We start from the raw sequence: 16,319 nt of genomic DNA, 5'->3' as shown, positions 1-16,319 counted from the left end.
GCTTAGAAAAACACCCCGCACCGCAGCAACACATTCGCATACGGCCGTGCCTCCCCCGTCCGTACGACCAACCGCGAGAGATGACGGTTGAGAATGCCCGCCTTCTTCACAGGGCGTCGACCTCCGCGGCGGTCGGGAAGGACACCTGAGCGCCCTCCTTGGTGACGGCGGCCGCCCCGACCCGGGCCGCGTACGCCGCCGCCTGGGCCGGCGTCGAGCCCGTACCGAGCTTCCAGGCCAGCGCCGCGGTGAACGCGTCCCCCGCGCCCGTCGTGTCCACGGCGTCCACCTTCACGGACGGCACCCGGACGACGCCCTCCGACGAGGCCACCAGCGCACCCTCCGCGCCCAGCGTGACGACCACCGAACGCGGGCCCTTCGCGAGCAGGATCCGCGCCCAGTCCTCGGGGTCGTCGCTCACGGAGGCCGCCTGCTCGCCCAGGATCACCTTCGCCTCGTGCTCGTTCACGATCAGCGGGTCGCACGCCGCGAGCACCTCCGTGGGGAGGGGCCGCGGCGGGGACGGGTTCAGTACGAACCGGCCTCCGGGCGCCAGATTCCGTACGACTTCCACGACGGTCTCCAACGGGATCTCCAGCTGCGCCGACACCACGCGCGAGGCGTGGAAGAGGCTGGCGCAGGCCCGGATGTCCTCCGGGGCGAGCTTTCCGTTGGCGCCCGGCGAGACCACGATGCTGTTGTCCCCGGACGGGTCCACCGTGATCAGCGCGACCCCGGTCGGCGCACCGCCGACCAGCACGCCCACCGTGTCGACGCCGGCGGCCCGCTGCGAGTCGAGCAGCAGCCGGCCGTACACGTCGTCGCCGACCCGGGCCAGCAGGGCCGTACGGGCCCCGAGCCGGGCGGCCGCGACCGCCTGGTTGGCGCCCTTGCCGCCGGGGTGGACGGCCAGGTCGGAGCCGAGCACCGTCTCGCCGGCACCCGGCCGCCGCTCGACACCGATCACCAGGTCGGCGTTGGCCGATCCCACGACCAGAAGGTCGTAGTCGTACATGAACTGTCTCCCTGCGTGGGTGAATTGAGGCCGCCTGCTCAAGGCCTTCAGCCTCCGAAGTCGGCGACGTTCTCCTTCGTGACGACCTTCACGGGCACCATGACCGACTTCTCGATCTTCTTGCCCTCGGCCGCGCGCAGTGCGTTGTCCACCGCGATCCTGCCAAGTTCCTTGGGCTGTTGGGCTACAGATGCGTACAGAGTGCCCTCCTGGACGGCCTTCAGCCCGTCCTCGGTGCTGTCGAAGCCAATCACCTGCACCGAATTTCCGGCCTTCGAACCGAGCGCCTTGATCGCGCCGAGCGCCATCTCGTCGTTCTCGGCGAAGACGCCGTCGACGTCGGGGTTGGCTGGAGGAGGTTGGTCATGACGTCCAGGCCCCCGGTGAAGCCGGCGCCGCGCTCGCGGCTGGCGGATGTGCCCGCCTGGCCCTGGAGGACGACGATCGTGCCCTCGCCGCCGAGCCTCTCGGCGAGCGCCTTCGCGGCGAGCTTGCCGCCGGCGACGTTGTCGGAGGCGACGAGCGCGGCCGACTCCGCCTTGCTGACGGCCAGGTCCACGGCCACGAGCGGGGTGTCGCTCTTGGTCGAATCGCCGCCGGGCGGTTCGGTGTTCACCCCCATGGCGCGGAGGCCGACCTCCAGCGTGTACACCAGCTCGGAGTTCAGGGAGCGCCGTTCGGTCTTGGCGTGGGCGCGCAACCGGTCGCGGAGGTCTTCGGGGAGGCGCAGGGGCATGCGGACTTCATCGATCATGGTGTACGGAGGATTGGAATCGATTACACGCGCGTTAATCAAGCCCTTGACGACACCCCGAGACCGGTTCGTGATGAAGGGCGCTCGGATGAGCACGGTCGCGGGTGGGACGGGGCCGGTTCAGTCTGGAGGGAGGGGGCTTCCCGGGCCTGTGGTGGGCCGGAGTGGAGGAGTCATGGCCTCGGCGACCCGAAACGACGTACCCGTCGCGATGGAAGGCGGCGGAGTGGAGCTACGTACACAGCCGATCGGAGGCGGCCTCTCGGTCGGCTACGTGACCCTGCCGAAGGGCACGGACATGGCCCCGGCCTTCAAGGGCCTGCCCGGCGACGCGTGCCAGTGCCCGCACTGGGGCTACCTGCTCAAGGGCCGCCTGCGGATGCGCACGGCCGAGGGCGAGGACATCTACGAGGCGGGGGACGCGTACTACTGGTCTCCCGGCCACATCCCGGAGGCCCTTGAGGACTGCGAGTTCGTGGAGTTCTCGCCGACGGAGGAGTTCCAGACGGTGATCGACTACGTGAAGTCGCAGGCGGGCTGACGTCTGACGGTGGAGGGGCTCGGGCCGATGAGCAGTGGCATGGGTGTGCCCCCGGCCGGGCTAGCCGATCCCCACCGTGGGTCTGCGGTGCGGCCCTGACCCGAAACGGCCGCCATGGGGTTTCTCGCTGCGACGGGGCTCAGCTGTCGGACTGCGAGGATCCGAATGCGCGGATACGAGTGAGCAGGACGGCCGAGCCCGGGGCCGACTGCACCAAGTGCGCGTGTTCGCGATGCGCCCACACCAGCCAGCCGGGACCGCTGACGCTCGGCTGGTAGGCGACCATAACGGCTTGACCGGGAGCGGTGATCAGACAGTCGCAGTGGCGGCAGACGTGCACGGCTTTGATCACGAGTGGCCGCCGCCCAGGTTCTCGTAGTGGTCACAAAGGGCGATGACTGACCGCGCGAGCCGCTGCGCGTGTGCGATCCCTGCGGGCAGAGAGGTGCCGGGCTCAAGGCCGAGTCGCATGCGAGCCTCGCCGATGCACGCGAGAGCGCAGGCGCGGGGTACGTCGTCCTCGGGAAGTAGACCGGCCGCGGTCTCTACTTCGGGGATGGCCAGCATCATGTGGCCACGCAGCTGGAGAGTGAGCGTCTCCAACTCGTCGGGGGCGGGAATTTCGGCGTCCTCTGCCAGCAGACGGTGTGCGCTTGATCGCATCACTTCGACGTCGAGGAGGCGGGAATCCCGCCCTTCGACAGCCGTACGGTGAGCTGTAGCTTGCTTCATGTCGACGCTCCTACACGGTGTCGGCCACGCCCCGGGGCCGTTCGCGCGGTCGCCGGGGTTTGGTTGGTCTTCGACCGTAGGAGAGAGGAGAGTTGAGCAGGGGCACAGATTGTGCCCCTATCGTCAGGCCGCCAAGAGGCCGAGCATCACTGCGAGTTCAGATGCACGGCGGCGGCGTGCCGGACTCTTGGACTCGGCTTCCTCAAGAACGATGCGCTTTGCATAGCCGTTGTACTTGATTGTCTCGGGGGCGGCCTCGTGTGCCTTGTGCAGAGTGGCAAGCGCTGCGTCTGGCTGTCCGTCGAGTTGATAGCCCCGGGCTTGCTCGATGCGGTGCCGGGCCTGACGCGGCCGGGAAGGGATCGTGGCTGCGTCCGCAGCAACGGCTTGGCGTACAGACTCGCCGCCGGCGTGCAGTTCGACAGCGACGGTGACAGCGTGCGCACCCATGATCGCGCGGGAAAACGACGTCACAGGGTGGTAGTAATCGACAGGCAACCGGTCGGCCATTGCACGTGCCTGGTCCCAGTATCGCCATGCAATGCCGGTCTGGCCGCGCCGGGCTGCGGTGTATCCGGCTTCGAAGGTGAGCGCGCCCGTGATGGCGAGGACGTCGTCCGACGCGCCAGGCAGCAGCGGTTCGAGGTACGCCAGCGTCTCTAGATTCACCGCGTCTGCTGCGTCGAAGTGAGCGTGGCCGGAGTCGCGGTGGGCCTGTGTGGCCAACCACGCGGCCACGCCGATGGCATGCGGATCCTCGCTGTCCTGTGCGGAGATCAGCCCGCGCTCGGCGACGCGCCACAGCAGCGCGGCATCGGGCTGGTACGCGATGAAGAACTGCGCCAGCGAGTACACCTCGGCGAGCACCGCCTGAGCCGCTTGCCGCTCGCCAATGCGGTCGGCTTGGCGCACGGCGAGCTGCGCGTCTCGGATGAGATCGGGCAACAGAGCACCGACCACGTCGCGGTGGTTGGGCGCCGAGTGCCGTGCAGTCCAAGCGCGCGCCAGCCGTGCCCGAAGGTGCGCGGTGGGTGGGGCCTCGTCCGCGCTGTTGACAGGGAAGGCATCGACGGCATCCTTCACCGCACTGAGCCGAGGATGCCCTGGGCCGACGAACAACGAGACATGGACAGACTGATTGCCGGTGAGGTCGGCCAAGTCACGAACGCGCAGCAACTCGGCGATGCGCAGGATGACTTCAAGCTTGGGCGTCTTCAGACGCCCGGTTTCAACCGCCTTCACCCACGATCCGGAGCGGCCGATCAGGCCCCCGAGCTGCTCCCTGGTCATACCCTTGCGCGACCGGAGGATCTGCAGCCGTTGTCCGAAGACCAGAGGGTCGGCGTACGGGTCAGGAGTAGCACCTTGAGACATGGCCTTGCCTCTCCTCGCGCAACGTCGGCACTGCAAGCGTAGGGGGAGGGCCACTCTCTTGTGATGCGCCTGCTGAAGGCCGGCTTGCAGACTGCGAGGCGGGTGTCCCCATCGCCGTCACCGCACAAACATGATCAAGCCCTCACGGCAGCGTGCTCCGGACTCTGCGTCTGGGCTGTTGCGACCGCGCGCTGATGAGGCAGCCGGTGACGGACCAGGAGCGAAAATCGGCTAACCCTCTAACGCTCCCTTGTCTCACCTTCCCGTCCGCTTCACAGCAACAACACAGATCTTGCAAGGGCGATACGTATGGGGACGGGTTCCGGTTGCGATGGCGCTTCTGGCCAACTCCGTTTGGGCCTCTTGTGACGAGCGTTTATGCCGTGCCTACAGTGACTGCGCTCCGGCCCGGCACTGCTCAGACCATCCACACGTCCCCGGTCCGGACTGCACGACCAACGCGGGGGAACGTTTCACGCACTGCACCGCACGTCACCCCTGCCTGCCGTCTTGCATGGAGGGGGAATGGAACCGGTGTTGAGGCGATCGTCAAAGAGAGCGCGGGCGCTGCTGTGCCTCGTCATTGCATGGAGTCTGCTGCTGGCCGGAGTGGCGCAAGTGTCCTCTGCCGAGAAGTCGCAGCGCGTGGCGGATGCGGTTGCGGCGACCAACCGGGGTCCTAAGCCAGCCAAGCCTCAGCAGGCAATGAGCTTGGAACAGCGAAGATCACAGGTGGTGCGAGAAAGGAAAGAAAGGGAAACGAAAGCCCCTTCACATGAAGTGAAGAGAAGTGACCCCAAGAGCGATGTGTCCACTTCTGTCGAATCGGTAGTTCCATACCAAATTGAGTTTCAGGACGCTCTGCTGACAGACGCTACAGGTGCCGAGGTGTCGCACTACTACACTGACGAACACAGCGTCTTTCATTTCTTCAACGGTTTTATTCCGAAGGAGGGAGATGTCTTCACCTACAAGGCCGAGATCTACTACAACTGGGAAGGGGCCGGGGGCGAAGAAGCGGAGGAGAAGGGGCCGCAGTCCGTCGTCGTGCGCCCGCAGATAATGTGCGGAAACACGACGGCGAAGATCTGGTTCGGCGATCCGATCACGGTGACTGCACCGTCATGGGTCCATTCCAACATGTGGGGTCGTGACCCCTCGAGTCCGCCCTTCACCGAAGGTGCACGTGTCTCCTTCACGTACAAATACGACCCTGAACTGTGTCTCGCCAATTCCGTAGCAGACAGCGACAATCCTTCGGAGTTCCGGGCCTCGGTCATTTTTAAAGAGAGCGACGGAACGTGGCCCACTTACATCTATAGTAGTTGGGACAATCACGGTTACGCCCTTGCCGCTGTTCCAGTAAACCAGACCTACGGGGCGTTCTGCGGCAGCAATTCCGCCGGGGCGGTGCACTGTCAATCCTCCCGCGGCGCAGGTGTCAATACGGCCACGGGAGCCTTTAGCCAGGCATACTCCGACGCCACCTTGTCAGGGTCCGTTCCTGTGGACCTAGTCCGCAGTTATTCATCAAACAACAGATCGGGGGGCACGCTGGCCGCTGACGACAGCTCCTCACCTATTCTCGGCGAAGGCTGGTCAACCCCCTGGGAAGCAGAGCTTGAGAAGAAGAGCGACGGTTCCATCGTTTTCCAAGCTGAAGACGGATCCCAGTACCCGTACGCGAAGAGCGGCGACAGCTACATAACGCCTGCCACCGGACAGTCCAAGCTAACTGCCACGGCTGACGGTTACCAGTTAGTGACGCCTGAAGGGAAGGCGCTATCCTTTGACCAGGAGGGGCGCCTCACAAAGACCGCAGACAAGCAGGGCCGCGCAGTCACCTACAACCGCAACGGAACAGGTGAGATATCCTCTCTAGCCACCGTATCCGGACAGAAGGCCGAGTTCTCGTACACCGATGCAAAGCTATCCCTCATCTCGCTATCCGATGGCAGGAAGATAACCTTCGGCTACACTAATGGAAAGCTTTCAGAGGTAACAGATCCGAGCGGAAGCAAAGTCAACTATAGCTATGACAATGCAGGAAATCTAAACAAGGTAATCGACCAGCGAGGCAATACGGCGCTGACGAATACATACAACAGTGCTGGAAAGATAACTGAGCAGATCGACGGGTCGGGCGCCAAGACCACATTCTTCTACAACGGGAAAGAGACGGACGTCACCGCGCCGGATGGCGGGATCTGGACTGACATCTACGAGCAGAATGTACTTACCACTCAATACGACCCCTTCGGCAATCAGGCCTCGTATGGCTACAGTTACAAACTCGATCCGGTACAAGTGACCGACGCTCTAGGCAACACCGTGAAATGGCAGATCGACAGCGGGTCTGGGAAGCTCAAGAAGATCACGACACCGCTGGCCAGCCGAACTTGGTCCTATAATGCGACCGGGAATATCTTCCTTTACACCAACGGAAACGGAAAGAGAAGTTCGTACTCTTACGATGCCAAGGGTCAGCTGAGCGCAGCCGTAAATTCACTCAGTAAGAAGACGCTTTTCACATATACTAGCCAAGGTCAGGTCGATTCGATCGCCGACCCGCGCGGAAAGCTGACAAAATTTGAGTACAACACGGCTGGCAACAAGGTTTCGGAAATATCTCCGGACGAGTCCCGGCAGACCTGGAGCTATGACGCCGCAGGCCGTGTAGTGACCTCGACAGACCCCCGCGGGAACGTCTCCGGTACCAACCCCGATGATTTCACCACGTCTTACGGTTACGACGAAACAGGTCGGCTTGTCTCGGTAAAGGATGCCAAGGGCAACATCTCCCGCAACACGTACGATGCCGCAGGCAACTTGGTCACCATGACCGACGCCGCAGGCAATGCGACCAACTTCACTTACGACACCGCTAACCGGCTGACCGAGATGAAAGACCCGGCCGGGCAGGTGTCGAGGATGACGTACGACGTCATGGGAAATGTAGCTTCGCGAACCGATGCCTCCGGCGCGAAGACGACTTACACCTATGACAAGGCCAGCCGCCTGCTGAAGATGACGAGCCCTCGAGGCAACGTGTCCGGCGCCGATGCCTCGAAGTACACCTGGAAGTACGGCTACGACAAGGTCGGCAACCAGACCACGGTGACCGACCCGAGGGGTAACACCACCAAGACGGACTACGACGCGGAATCCCGGCCGATCGCTGTCACCGACGCGGCAGGGAAGGTCCGCAAGACCGAGTACGACGGCGAGGGCAACGTCACCAAGACGACCGACGCGCTCGGCAAGACCACCGTCAACACCTACGACGCCAACAATCAACTGCTCACCACGACCGACCGCGGCGGCAAGACCGTCACGTACACCTACGACGACGCCGGCAACCTCGCCTCTGAGACCTCGCCGTTGGGCAACAAGACCGCCTACGCCTATGACGACAACGGCCGGCCGACCAAAACGGTGGAGCCGCGGGGCAATGCTTCCGGTGCCGACCCCGCGCAGTACACCTGGAGTACGGACTACGACGCGGCTGGCAACGTCGTCAGCCAGTCCGACCCGTACGGCACCAAGACCGTCACCAATGCTTACGACGGGAATGGCCGCCTGGTCGAGCGTGCCGATGCCCTGGGCAAGAAGAGTGCTTACGAGTACGACGCACTGGGCCAGCTGACCAAGGTAACCACCCCTGACGGCGGCACCACCAGCCTCGGCTACGACGACCTGGGCAACCAAACCTCCCGCAAGGACGCCAACGGCCACACCACAACCTACGGTTACGACGCGGTGGGTCGGCTGACCAAGGTCACGGATCCGTTGGGCCGCGCCACGTCCTATGGCTACGACGAGGATGGCAACCGCGCCAAGGTCACCAATGCTCGTGGGCAGACCATCAGCCATACCTACGACGCACGCAACCTGCTGACCGAGACCACCTACTCCGACGGAACTCCCACCGCCAGTTATGTGTACGACGCGGTCGGTCGACCCGTATGGATCACAGATGGCACCGGCACTCGCATCGTCAGCAGCTACGACGATGAGGGGCGGCCCCTGAGTATCAGCACGCCGGGCTTGGCCACCACGTTCAAGTACGCCTACAACGACAACGGCACTATCAAGTCCCGCACCTACCCCGATGGTTGGGCCACCACCTACACCTACGACGACGACGGCAACATCACCGGGCAGACCGCTGGCGGTAAGACGACGTCCTACACCTGGGACGCCGCGGGCAACCTCACCTCCACGAAACTGCCCACCACCACCGCGATCACTGAAGCACGCACCTATGACAGGGCCGGCCGACTGGCCTCAGTGACCGAAGGCACTGGAGCCCGCTACGTCGACCGTGACAGTGCCGGTCGCGTGATCAAGGACTACTTCAAGGACGCCACGACTACCGGCCTCGCCACCCGCTACGGCTATGACTCAGCAGGGCGGATGGCCCGTACCTGTGCCGACACTGTCGCCACTACCTCATGCCTGACCGGTACCGGCGGCAGCACCTACACGTACGACAAGGTCGGCAACCTCGCCACAATCTCCAGCGCAACCAGTACCCGCACCAACACCTACGACGTGGCCGACCAGCTCACCAAGCATGTTGAGGGCGCCACCACCGTCAACTACACCTACGACGCTGACGGCAACCTCACCAAGGACTCAGCCGGCACCTACACCTCCGACCCGCTGGGCCACCTGAAGTCTGCAACTCTCGGCGCCGACACCTACACCTTCGTCAACGACGCCGACGGCAATCGCACCATCACCTACAAGAACGGCGCCACGCCACGCACCACCCGCTGGGACGTGGTCAACCCGCTGCCGCAGATCGCCACCGAAACCAACAGCGCAGGCGTCCTCATCGCCGACTGGCAATACAACCCCGAGGGCATCGCCGAATCCCAGAACCGCACTGCTGGCATCTTCTACATGCGTCATGACCGGCAGAACTCGATCGCTGCCGTCTACGACGCCGCCGGCACGGAGACCTACACCTACACCTACGACGCCTGGGGCGTGGCCACCGGCAAGGAAAGCGTCGCCGGCGGAATGTCCAGCCTCTTCCGCTACACCGGTCAGTACCAGGACCCTATTCTGTCCGGCCGGTTGTACCTGCGCGACCGAAGCTACGCCCCCGCCAACGGGCGTTTCACCAGTCCTGACCCTGAGACTCCGGCCGCCGACAGCGCCAACCTGTCCCCGTACGCCTACGCCAACAACGACCCAGCCAACCAGTCCGACCCATCTGGCCGCTGCCCGCTGTGCGTCAGCGCGGGAATAGGTGCCGTCATCGGTGCCGCCGTCGAGGGCGGCATCTACAGCTGGCAACACCGCAATGGGGACTTCAGCTGGGGAGGCTTTGCCACAGCCACCGGAGAAGGCGCTCTCACTGGCGCGGTCGCCGGCGCCATCATGCCTGGCGCAGGCAACGTCGCCGCGCGCTCGCTGGGCCTGACCGGAGGCCGCGCTCTTGCAACCTCCGCTGCCGTCAACGCCGCCGCAGGGGCAGGCTTCTCCTTGGCCATCAACGAAGTCCACTGCCGCCCCACCACTCCGTGGGACGTGATCATCGGCGCAGCCGGCGGTGCCAGCAGCAGCCTCATAGGCCCAGCCTTCAACTGGCTCAAGAACCGACTCGTCACGCCGGGTGTCACCGTCTCGGCACACACGAACGGCGGACCGCGCGCCTTCCCCAACCACTACGCCGACGACCCTGCCATCCTCGCTCGGGAACTGGCCGACGCGTCCGCAGCCGGTGTGGCTCCCATCGGAGCAGGCACTCAAGCCTTCGACGAGGCAGTGAGGAACGGAGGCGAATACCTTTGGGCCGTCGGAGCCGATGGAAAGCTCCGTATCATCTCCCACGCGTCAGATACGATCAAGCACTCGGTGCTGTTCGGGGGGAAGCCGGTACAGGGAGCGGGCGATGTGACGTTCCAGGGAGGGAGGGTCAGCCACATCACCGACCAGAGCGGCCACTACTATCCCTGGCTTGAAGACGACGTTGATTCCTTCCTACAGTCGGGTGTCCAAGCCTTCCGGAATGCGGGCATAAATGTGCCCGAAGGTGCGATCCAAAAATTCGGGTGGTGATCATTTATGAACAATCCGATGATCGACTATCGCGCGCTCATCAGACTCGACTCCACCGAACTCCCACAGGCTCTGCGGAATGCTTCACCGAAAGCCAAGGGGCAGTGGATTTTCGCCCTCATCGACATTTCCTGCACGGATTACTATCCTGTCAACCAAGAGCCCGGCACCAACCTTGCGGTGCGCCTCCGCTTTGCGTCAAGGCTGCTGGACTTCGTGGACCAGGAACTGGGTGCTCCCGATCCGGTCATCGTCACCCGCGAGTATATGAAGGTCGCCCGCAAGGCGATCGAGGACAGTGCTCCAGAGGTGCCCCCTTCCCTGCGTGCCGATGCTGTGATTGCGCGCGTGCTGCAATGCTTCCACCTCAATCGCAGTCAGGCCTTGGAGGTGGCCAGTGCGCAACGTAACCGCTATCTGGATGCGTTGAACGCAGGTCTGGAGGGGGAGGAACTCGATCGCGTGGTCGGTGTGGATGGAGACTCTGAACTCCGCACGATAACCGTTCTGCTACCGAAATCCCACTGGTTCCAAGGAAAGATCGCCGACGGTAACATTGCAGGCGAGTTGAATGCGTGGCTCGATATTTATTCCGAGCTCACACTTGGAGACGCCGTGGCAGAGTTAATGAATAGGCGACGGAGAGGACGTCAAGAAGACGCCTGAAGGAGCATCTTGTTATGGAGAGGGGGTGCTGAACTTGAATTCATGACTTCGGTTGGTCTTCGATGATCAGGCCGGTTTCGGCAAGGCAACCGTAAATCACGTAGGGCCGGTACTGGATCTGCTTCAGCCGCCGCTGCATCGCCAGCCGCGTGGAGTTCTCGCCTACGGAGGAGTTGCCAGAAGGTGATCGACTACGTGAAGTCGCAGGCGGGCGGAAGGGCTCGGGCGGTTGACGTGGACCGGCCCCTGGAGTCAGGCGCGTACGTCTCGCTGCTGAACTTCCTTGAGTACTCCGGCCACCGTCGCGAAGTCGTTGTCCACGTGGAGGACGGTGTGCCCGTGGTGGACTGCGGTCGCGCACACCAACAGGTCGATCGCTCCTGCCGCGCGGTGCTGGCCCTGCTGGGTCAGCTTGTACTGGGCGGTGTCGACCCAACGCCAGGCGTTCTTCGGAACGGGGGAGAGCAGGCAGAGTGCGTCCAACTCCTCCGCGAGCTCGTCCCGGTGGGACGGACTGGTTGCCGAGTAGAGAAACTCGGCGCGTGTCGGCTCGCAGAGGTGGAACACCCCGGCGGCGATGTGCCCCTCCCAAGGCGCCAACGCTCCGGGGGTGCGGAACAGGTGCCACAGGGCGGAGGTGTCGAGCAGGTACGTGATCACTCGAAGGCCTCACGATGGGCACGCTTGCCTGCGTCATGCGCCGCCGCGGCCTGCTCGAACTCGCCACGGGCACCGCGTGCGGCCAGCTTCTCGGCGGCCTCAAGGCGCTTGATGCGTGCAACGTAGTCCCGCAGGGCCGCGTTGACCGTCTCTTTCTTCGTCGTGACACCCATCAGCCGCATGGCCTCGGCGAGTGCCTCGTCATCGAGATCAATCTGCGTGACAGACATCGAGCACCTCCAGAATCCACGATGTATGCTATCAGGATACATCGCCAACATTGGCGTGCTCCACCGCTCAAGACCACCTGCCGGAGGTGGCTTGGGGCGCTGTCCAGAGCGGCGACAATGGACGCATGACCGAGATCCGCACCCCCCGTCTCCTCCTCCGCCGCTGGTCCGACGACGACCTCGTCCCCATGGCGGAGATCAACGCGGACTCCCGGGTCATGCACTGGATCGACGACGGCTCGGTGCGTGACCTGGACGAGACGGCGGAGCTCATCGAGCGGTGGGAAGAGGAGTGGGACGAGGAGGGCTTCGGGGTCTTCGCCGTCGAACTGCTGGCCTCGGGGGAACTGGCCGGTGCCGTGGGTCTGTCCGTGCCCGAGTTCCTGCCGGAGGCGTCGGCCGACGTGGCGATCAGCTGGCGGCTCGGCTCACCGTTCTGGGGCCAGGGCTACGCCTCCGAAGCCGCCCAGGCCACGCTGGAGTTCGCACTCCAGGACCGCGGCCTCGACCGCGTCATCAGCATCAGCCGGCCGGGCGACGAGGCCTCCGAGAACGTCATCCGCAAGCTCGGCATGAAGCCGGAGCGCGAGACCGTACACCCGGTCTACGACTATCCGCTGAGCGTCCACGTCATCGATCTCACGGAGTTCGAAGCCTGAGTCCGGGGTGGGTTGGGCTGCGTGCCTGGTCACAGGGGCCGTTGAGATACTCCGGCCATGGATACGAGTACGACGGCATGGTCGCTGCGTCCCGCTGACCCGGCCGACGGCGAGGTGATCGCGGAGCTGCGGGCCGTGGTGATGCGGCCGGACCTGGAGCGGTTGGGGCGGTTCGACGAGCACCGGGTCCGGCAGCGGTTCCGGGATGCCTTCGCCCCGCAGCACATGTCGGTCATCGTGGTCGAGGGCGCCTTCGCGGGCTGCGTCGCTGTGCGCCCGGCCGATGACGGGCACTGGCTGGAGCATTTCTTTCTCGCTCCGGAGCTGCACGGCCGCGGCCTCGGATCCGCAGTACTGCGAACCCTGCTGAAGCGGACCGACGCCGACAACGTGCCCGTCCGTCTGGACGTCCTGCGGGGCAGCGCGGCCCGGCGGCTGTACGAGCGTCACGGGTTCACCGTGGAGGCCGAGGACCCGGTCGACGTCTTCATGGTGCGGCGGCCGGGCGCGGGCTCCCCGGCGTGCGACTCCTGACGTCCTCCGCGATCCGCTGGGCGGCCTCGGCGGGCGTGAGGTGCGTGGTGTCGACGACCTCGGCCTCGTCGTGCAGCCAGGCGCGGGCCGCCTCGGCGTAGGGCTCAAGGTAGTTGAGGCGGAACGGGGAGTCGGGGCCGAGAGCGTCCCCCGCGATGCGCCCGCGGAGGGTGTCCTGGTCGGCGTGCAGGACGAAGTGCCGTACCGGAATGGCATGTTGGGCCAGGCCCGTGCTGATCTCGCGCCAGTACTGCTCGACCAGGACGGTCATCGGGATCACCAGCGTGCCGCCGGTGTAGTCGAGTACGCGGCGGGCGGTCTCGACGACGAGCGGTCGCCACGGAGGCCAGTGCTGGAAGTTGAAGTCGATGTTGTCCATCCCGGGCCCGGGCAGCGCCGGCGTGATGTCCATGAGCGTCTCGCCGACCTTCTCGGCATCGAACACCCGCGAATCCGGGATCAGCTGCTGCACGAGTGCACTGGTCGTCGTCTTGCCCGCGCCATGGGTGCCGTTGAGCCATACGATCATGCGACCCGACGCTAGCGTCTCCCCGTCGGCCCGGACCACTGTCAGCCCCGACCACTGTCAGTCCGACCCGCTACCGTCGGATCATGTCCAATCAGGCGGAGAGCCAGACGACGGCCGGGGAGCGACGACTGGCCGTACTCGAAGGCGTCCTTGAACGGATCACGTACGCCAATGAGGAGAACGGCTACACGGTCGCCCGCGTGGACACCGGCCGGGGTGGCGGGGATCTGCTCACGGTCGTCGGCGCGCTGCTCGGTGCCCAGGTCGGTGAGTCCCTGCGGATGGAGGGGCGTTGGGGGTCCCACCCGCAGTACGGCAAGCAGTTCACCGTCGAGAACTACACGACCCTCCTCCCGGCCACCGTCCAGGGCATCCGGCGCTATCTCGGCTCGGGCCTGGTCAAGGGCATCGGCCCCGTCTTCGCCGACCGCATCACCCAGCACTTCGGCCTGGACACCCTCCAGATCATCGAGGAGGAGCCGAAGCGGCTCATCGAGGTTCCTGGGCTCGGGCCCAAGCGGACGAAGAAGATCGCCGACGCCTGGGAGGAGCAGAAGGCGATCAAGGAGGTCATGCTCTTCCTCCAGACCGTCGAGGTGTCCACGTCCATCGCCGTGCGCATCTACAAGAAGTACGGCGACGCCTCCATCTCCGTCGTGAAGAACCAGCCCTACCGGCTCGCCTCCGACGTCTGGGGCATCGGCTTCCTCACCGCCGACAAGATCGCCCAGTCCGTCGGCATCCCGCACGACAGTCCGGAGCGCGTCAAGGCGGGCCTGCAGTACGCCCTTTCGCAGGCAACCGACCAGGGCAACTGCTTCCTCCCCGAGGAGCGGCTGATCGCGGACGCCGTGAAGCTGCTCCAGGTCGACACCGGGCTCGTCATCGAGTGCCTCGCCGAGCTGGCGGCGCCCCCGGAGGAAGGGGAGGACCCCGGTGTCGTACGGGAGAAGGTCCCCGGTCCCGACGGCAGCCCCGACCCCGTCACCGCCGTCTACCTAGTCCCTTTCCACCGGGCCGAACTCTCCCTCTCCGCCCAGCTCCTGCGCCTCCTGCGGACGGACGCGGACCGGATGCCCGGCTTCCGTGACGTGGCCTGGGACAAGGCGCTCGCCTGGCTGAAGGACCGTACGGGCGCCGACCTCGCCCCCGAGCAGGAGGCGGCCGTCCGGCTCGCGCTCACCAAGAAGGTCGCCGTCCTCACCGGCGGCCCCGGCTGCGGCAAATCCTTCACGGTGCGCTCGATCGTGGAGCTGGCCCGCGCGAGGAAGGCCAAGGTCGTCCTCGCCGCCCCCACAGGCCGCGCCGCCAAGCGCCTCGCCGAGCTCACCGGAGCCGAGGCCTCCACCGTCCACCGCCTGCTGGAGCTCAAGCCCGGCGGGGACGCCGCCTACGACAAGGACCGGCCGCTCGACGCCGACCTCGTGGTCGTCGACGAGGCCTCCATGCTCGACCTTCTCCTCGCCAACAAGCTGGTCAAGGCCGTCCCGCCGGGCGCCCATCTCCTCTTCGTCGGGGACGTCGACCAGCTCCCCAGCGTCGGCGCCGGCGAGGTGCTCCGCGACCTGCTCGCCGACGGCGGCCCCGTGCCCGCCGTCAGGCTCACCCGTGTCTTCCGGCAGGCGCAGCAGTCGGGGGTCGTGACGAACGCGCACCGGATCAACTCCGGTCAACACCCGCTCACCGACGGCCTCAAGGACTTCTTCCTCTTCGTCGAGGACGACACGGAGGAGGCCGGGCGGCTCACGGTGGATGTGGCTTCACGACGCATTCCGGCCAAGTTCGGGCTCGACCCGCGCCGGGACATCCAGGTCCTCGCCCCCATGCACCGGGGGCCCGCAGGGGCCGGCGCCCTCAACGGGCTGCTCCAGCAGGCCATCACCCCGGGCCGCCCCGACCTGCCCGAGAAGCGGTTCGGCGGCCGGGTCTTCCGGGTCGGCGACAAGGTCACCCAGGTCCGCAACAATTACGAGAAGGGCGAGAACGGTGTCTTCAACGGCACCGTGGGCGTGGTCACTTCGCTCGACCCGGTCGACCAGCGCCTCACGGTGCTGACGGACGAGGACGAGGAGGTTCCGTACGAATTCGACGAACTGGACGAGCTGGCGCACGCGTACGCGGTGACCATTCACCGTTCACAGGGGAGTGAATACCCCGCCGTCGTGATCCCGGTCACCACGGGCGCGTGGATGATGCTCCAGCGCAACCTGCTGTATACGGCCGTCACCCGCGCCAAACAGCTGGTCGTCCTCGTCGGTTCACGCAAGGCGATCGGACAGGCGGTGCGCACGGTGTCGGCGGGACGGCGTTGTACGGCACTGGACTTCAGGCTCGCCCCCCGCCCGCTGGGCACCTGATCCGACCCATTGCAAAAAATGATCGATCAAATGAGTCACGTGGGTCACAGAGCTCTTCCGGAACCGGGTCGAAGAGGGGCAGGATGAGCAGGTTGGCGGCACTCAGTGCCGCCAATAGGCCCAATGGTCGACCCCGAGTGCACTCACCTGCGCCAAATGGGGGATGGTAGAGACAGTCAGGGCAACCTCGAAGAAG

General features: G+C 65.2%; 14 protein-coding genes and 2 pseudogenes. 6 read left to right on the top strand and 10 right to left on the bottom strand.

Annotated elements, in window-relative coordinates:
* Positions 1-2: 2 nt before the first annotated feature.
* From AC5DRG_RS19225 to AC5DRG_RS19210, 4 genes and pseudogenes are all read right to left on the bottom strand, one after another.
* Complete coding sequence (locus AC5DRG_RS19225; RefSeq protein ID WP_491811779.1) at positions 3-110, bottom strand: RbsD/FucU domain-containing protein; 108 nt, start codon at positions 108-110, stop codon at positions 3-5.
* Positions 107-1,015: a ribokinase gene (locus tag AC5DRG_RS19220; protein ID WP_491811778.1), complete on the bottom strand. Its 909-nt coding sequence runs from the start codon at positions 1,013-1,015 to the stop codon at positions 107-109. Before AC5DRG_RS19220 ends, AC5DRG_RS19225 begins: the two co-directional genes overlap by 4 nt.
* Before the next feature lie 47 nt (positions 1,016-1,062).
* A pseudogene (locus AC5DRG_RS19215) lies at positions 1,063-1,467 on the bottom strand (substrate-binding domain-containing protein); the annotation flags it as partial.
* A pseudogene (locus tag AC5DRG_RS19210) lies at positions 1,446-1,751 on the bottom strand (Arc family DNA-binding protein); the annotation flags it as partial. The pseudogenes AC5DRG_RS19210 and AC5DRG_RS19215, both read right to left, overlap by 22 nt.
* 193 nt (positions 1,752-1,944) lie before the next feature.
* Here AC5DRG_RS19210 and AC5DRG_RS19205 point away from each other — a divergent pair.
* Entirely contained in the window at positions 1,945-2,310 is a 366-nt protein-coding gene (locus AC5DRG_RS19205; protein ID WP_491811777.1) for a cupin domain-containing protein, read from the top strand.
* Positions 2,311-2,449: 139 nt separating this feature from the next.
* Here AC5DRG_RS19205 and AC5DRG_RS19200 read toward each other — a convergent pair whose 3' ends face one another.
* The 3 genes from AC5DRG_RS19200 to AC5DRG_RS19190 all read right to left on the bottom strand — a co-directional run bounded on the left by AC5DRG_RS19200 (position 2,450) and on the right by AC5DRG_RS19190 (position 4,416).
* Positions 2,450-2,662, bottom strand: coding sequence for a hypothetical protein (locus AC5DRG_RS19200; protein WP_491811776.1), 213 nt, complete (start codon positions 2,660-2,662; stop codon positions 2,450-2,452).
* Complete coding sequence (locus AC5DRG_RS19195; protein WP_491811775.1) at positions 2,659-3,042, bottom strand: DUF6415 family natural product biosynthesis protein; 384 nt, start codon at positions 3,040-3,042, stop codon at positions 2,659-2,661. The genes AC5DRG_RS19200 and AC5DRG_RS19195 overlap by 4 nt, the downstream gene beginning before the upstream one ends.
* A 123-nt stretch (positions 3,043-3,165) precedes the next feature.
* The gene (locus AC5DRG_RS19190) at positions 3,166-4,416 is read right to left on the bottom strand and encodes a helix-turn-helix domain-containing protein (protein WP_491811774.1); all 1,251 of its coding nucleotides are present in this window, start codon (positions 4,414-4,416) and stop codon (positions 3,166-3,168) included.
* A 525-nt stretch (positions 4,417-4,941) separates the two neighbouring features.
* Here AC5DRG_RS19190 and AC5DRG_RS19185 point away from each other — a divergent pair.
* Together AC5DRG_RS19185 and AC5DRG_RS19180 are read left to right on the top strand one after the other, a co-directional pair.
* A complete protein-coding gene (locus tag AC5DRG_RS19185; protein ID WP_491811773.1) occupies positions 4,942-10,488 on the top strand; it encodes an RHS repeat-associated core domain-containing protein in 5,547 nt (1,848 codons plus the stop codon).
* A 6-nt stretch (positions 10,489-10,494) separates the two neighbouring features.
* Positions 10,495-11,154, top strand: a complete 660-nt coding sequence (locus AC5DRG_RS19180; RefSeq protein ID WP_491811772.1) for a hypothetical protein — start codon at positions 10,495-10,497, stop codon at positions 11,152-11,154.
* Between the two features lie 252 nt (positions 11,155-11,406).
* Here AC5DRG_RS19180 and AC5DRG_RS19175 read toward each other — a convergent pair whose 3' ends face one another.
* On the bottom strand, positions 11,407-11,814 hold the full coding sequence (locus tag AC5DRG_RS19175) for a PIN domain nuclease (protein ID WP_491811771.1): 408 nt from the start codon (positions 11,812-11,814) through the stop codon (positions 11,407-11,409).
* A complete protein-coding gene (locus AC5DRG_RS19170; protein WP_491811770.1) occupies positions 11,811-12,044 on the bottom strand; it encodes a type II toxin-antitoxin system VapB family antitoxin in 234 nt (77 codons plus the stop codon). Before AC5DRG_RS19170 ends, AC5DRG_RS19175 begins: the two co-directional genes overlap by 4 nt.
* 125 nt (positions 12,045-12,169) lie before the next feature.
* On the opposite strand from AC5DRG_RS19170, the gene AC5DRG_RS19165 reads away from it, so the two are divergent.
* Together AC5DRG_RS19165 and AC5DRG_RS19160 are read left to right on the top strand one after the other, a co-directional pair.
* Complete coding sequence (locus tag AC5DRG_RS19165) at positions 12,170-12,703, top strand: GNAT family N-acetyltransferase (RefSeq protein ID WP_491811769.1); 534 nt, start codon at positions 12,170-12,172, stop codon at positions 12,701-12,703.
* 57 nt (positions 12,704-12,760) lie between these two features.
* Complete coding sequence (locus tag AC5DRG_RS19160) at positions 12,761-13,237, top strand: GNAT family N-acetyltransferase (protein WP_491811768.1); 477 nt, start codon at positions 12,761-12,763, stop codon at positions 13,235-13,237.
* Here the strand turns inward: AC5DRG_RS19160 and AC5DRG_RS19155 are convergent.
* Positions 13,191-13,766 (bottom strand): ATP-binding protein, encoded by a 576-nt coding sequence (locus AC5DRG_RS19155; protein ID WP_491811767.1) that lies wholly within the window; start codon positions 13,764-13,766, stop codon positions 13,191-13,193. The two genes, AC5DRG_RS19160 and AC5DRG_RS19155, sit on opposite strands and share 47 nt — an antisense overlap.
* A gap of 83 nt (positions 13,767-13,849) precedes the next feature.
* Between AC5DRG_RS19155 and recD2 the strand changes: the two genes are divergently transcribed.
* The gene (gene recD2 / locus AC5DRG_RS19150; RefSeq protein WP_491811766.1) at positions 13,850-16,123 is read left to right on the top strand and encodes an SF1B family DNA helicase RecD2; all 2,274 of its coding nucleotides are present in this window, start codon (positions 13,850-13,852) and stop codon (positions 16,121-16,123) included.
* Positions 16,124-16,319: the final 196 nt, after the last annotated feature.

The sequence above is a fragment of the Streptomyces sp. JLBG701 genome (assembly GCF_058544905.1).
This window is presented reverse-complemented; position numbering and strand designations above follow the sequence as displayed.

What these genes read in the sequence shown, in the direction of transcription:
- AC5DRG_RS19220 (WP_491811778.1), bottom strand. Translation starts at nt 1,015, where the DNA reads ATGTACGACTACGACCTTCTGGTCGTGGGATCGGCCAACGCCGACCTG.
- AC5DRG_RS19205 (WP_491811777.1), top strand. Translation starts at nt 1,945, where the DNA reads ATGGCCTCGGCGACCCGAAACGACGTACCCGTCGCGATGGAAGGCGGC.
- AC5DRG_RS19195 (WP_491811775.1), bottom strand. Translation starts at nt 3,042, where the DNA reads ATGAAGCAAGCTACAGCTCACCGTACGGCTGTCGAAGGGCGGGATTCC.
- AC5DRG_RS19190 (WP_491811774.1), bottom strand. Translation starts at nt 4,416, where the DNA reads ATGTCTCAAGGTGCTACTCCTGACCCGTACGCCGACCCTCTGGTCTTC.
- AC5DRG_RS19185 (WP_491811773.1), top strand. Translation starts at nt 4,942, where the DNA reads ATGGAACCGGTGTTGAGGCGATCGTCAAAGAGAGCGCGGGCGCTGCTG.
- AC5DRG_RS19180 (WP_491811772.1), top strand. Translation starts at nt 10,495, where the DNA reads ATGAACAATCCGATGATCGACTATCGCGCGCTCATCAGACTCGACTCC.
- AC5DRG_RS19170 (WP_491811770.1), bottom strand. Translation starts at nt 12,044, where the DNA reads ATGTCTGTCACGCAGATTGATCTCGATGACGAGGCACTCGCCGAGGCC.
- AC5DRG_RS19165 (WP_491811769.1), top strand. Translation starts at nt 12,170, where the DNA reads ATGACCGAGATCCGCACCCCCCGTCTCCTCCTCCGCCGCTGGTCCGAC.
- AC5DRG_RS19160 (WP_491811768.1), top strand. Translation starts at nt 12,761, where the DNA reads ATGGATACGAGTACGACGGCATGGTCGCTGCGTCCCGCTGACCCGGCC.
- AC5DRG_RS19155 (WP_491811767.1), bottom strand. Translation starts at nt 13,766, where the DNA reads ATGATCGTATGGCTCAACGGCACCCATGGCGCGGGCAAGACGACGACC.
- recD2 (WP_491811766.1), top strand. Translation starts at nt 13,850, where the DNA reads ATGTCCAATCAGGCGGAGAGCCAGACGACGGCCGGGGAGCGACGACTG.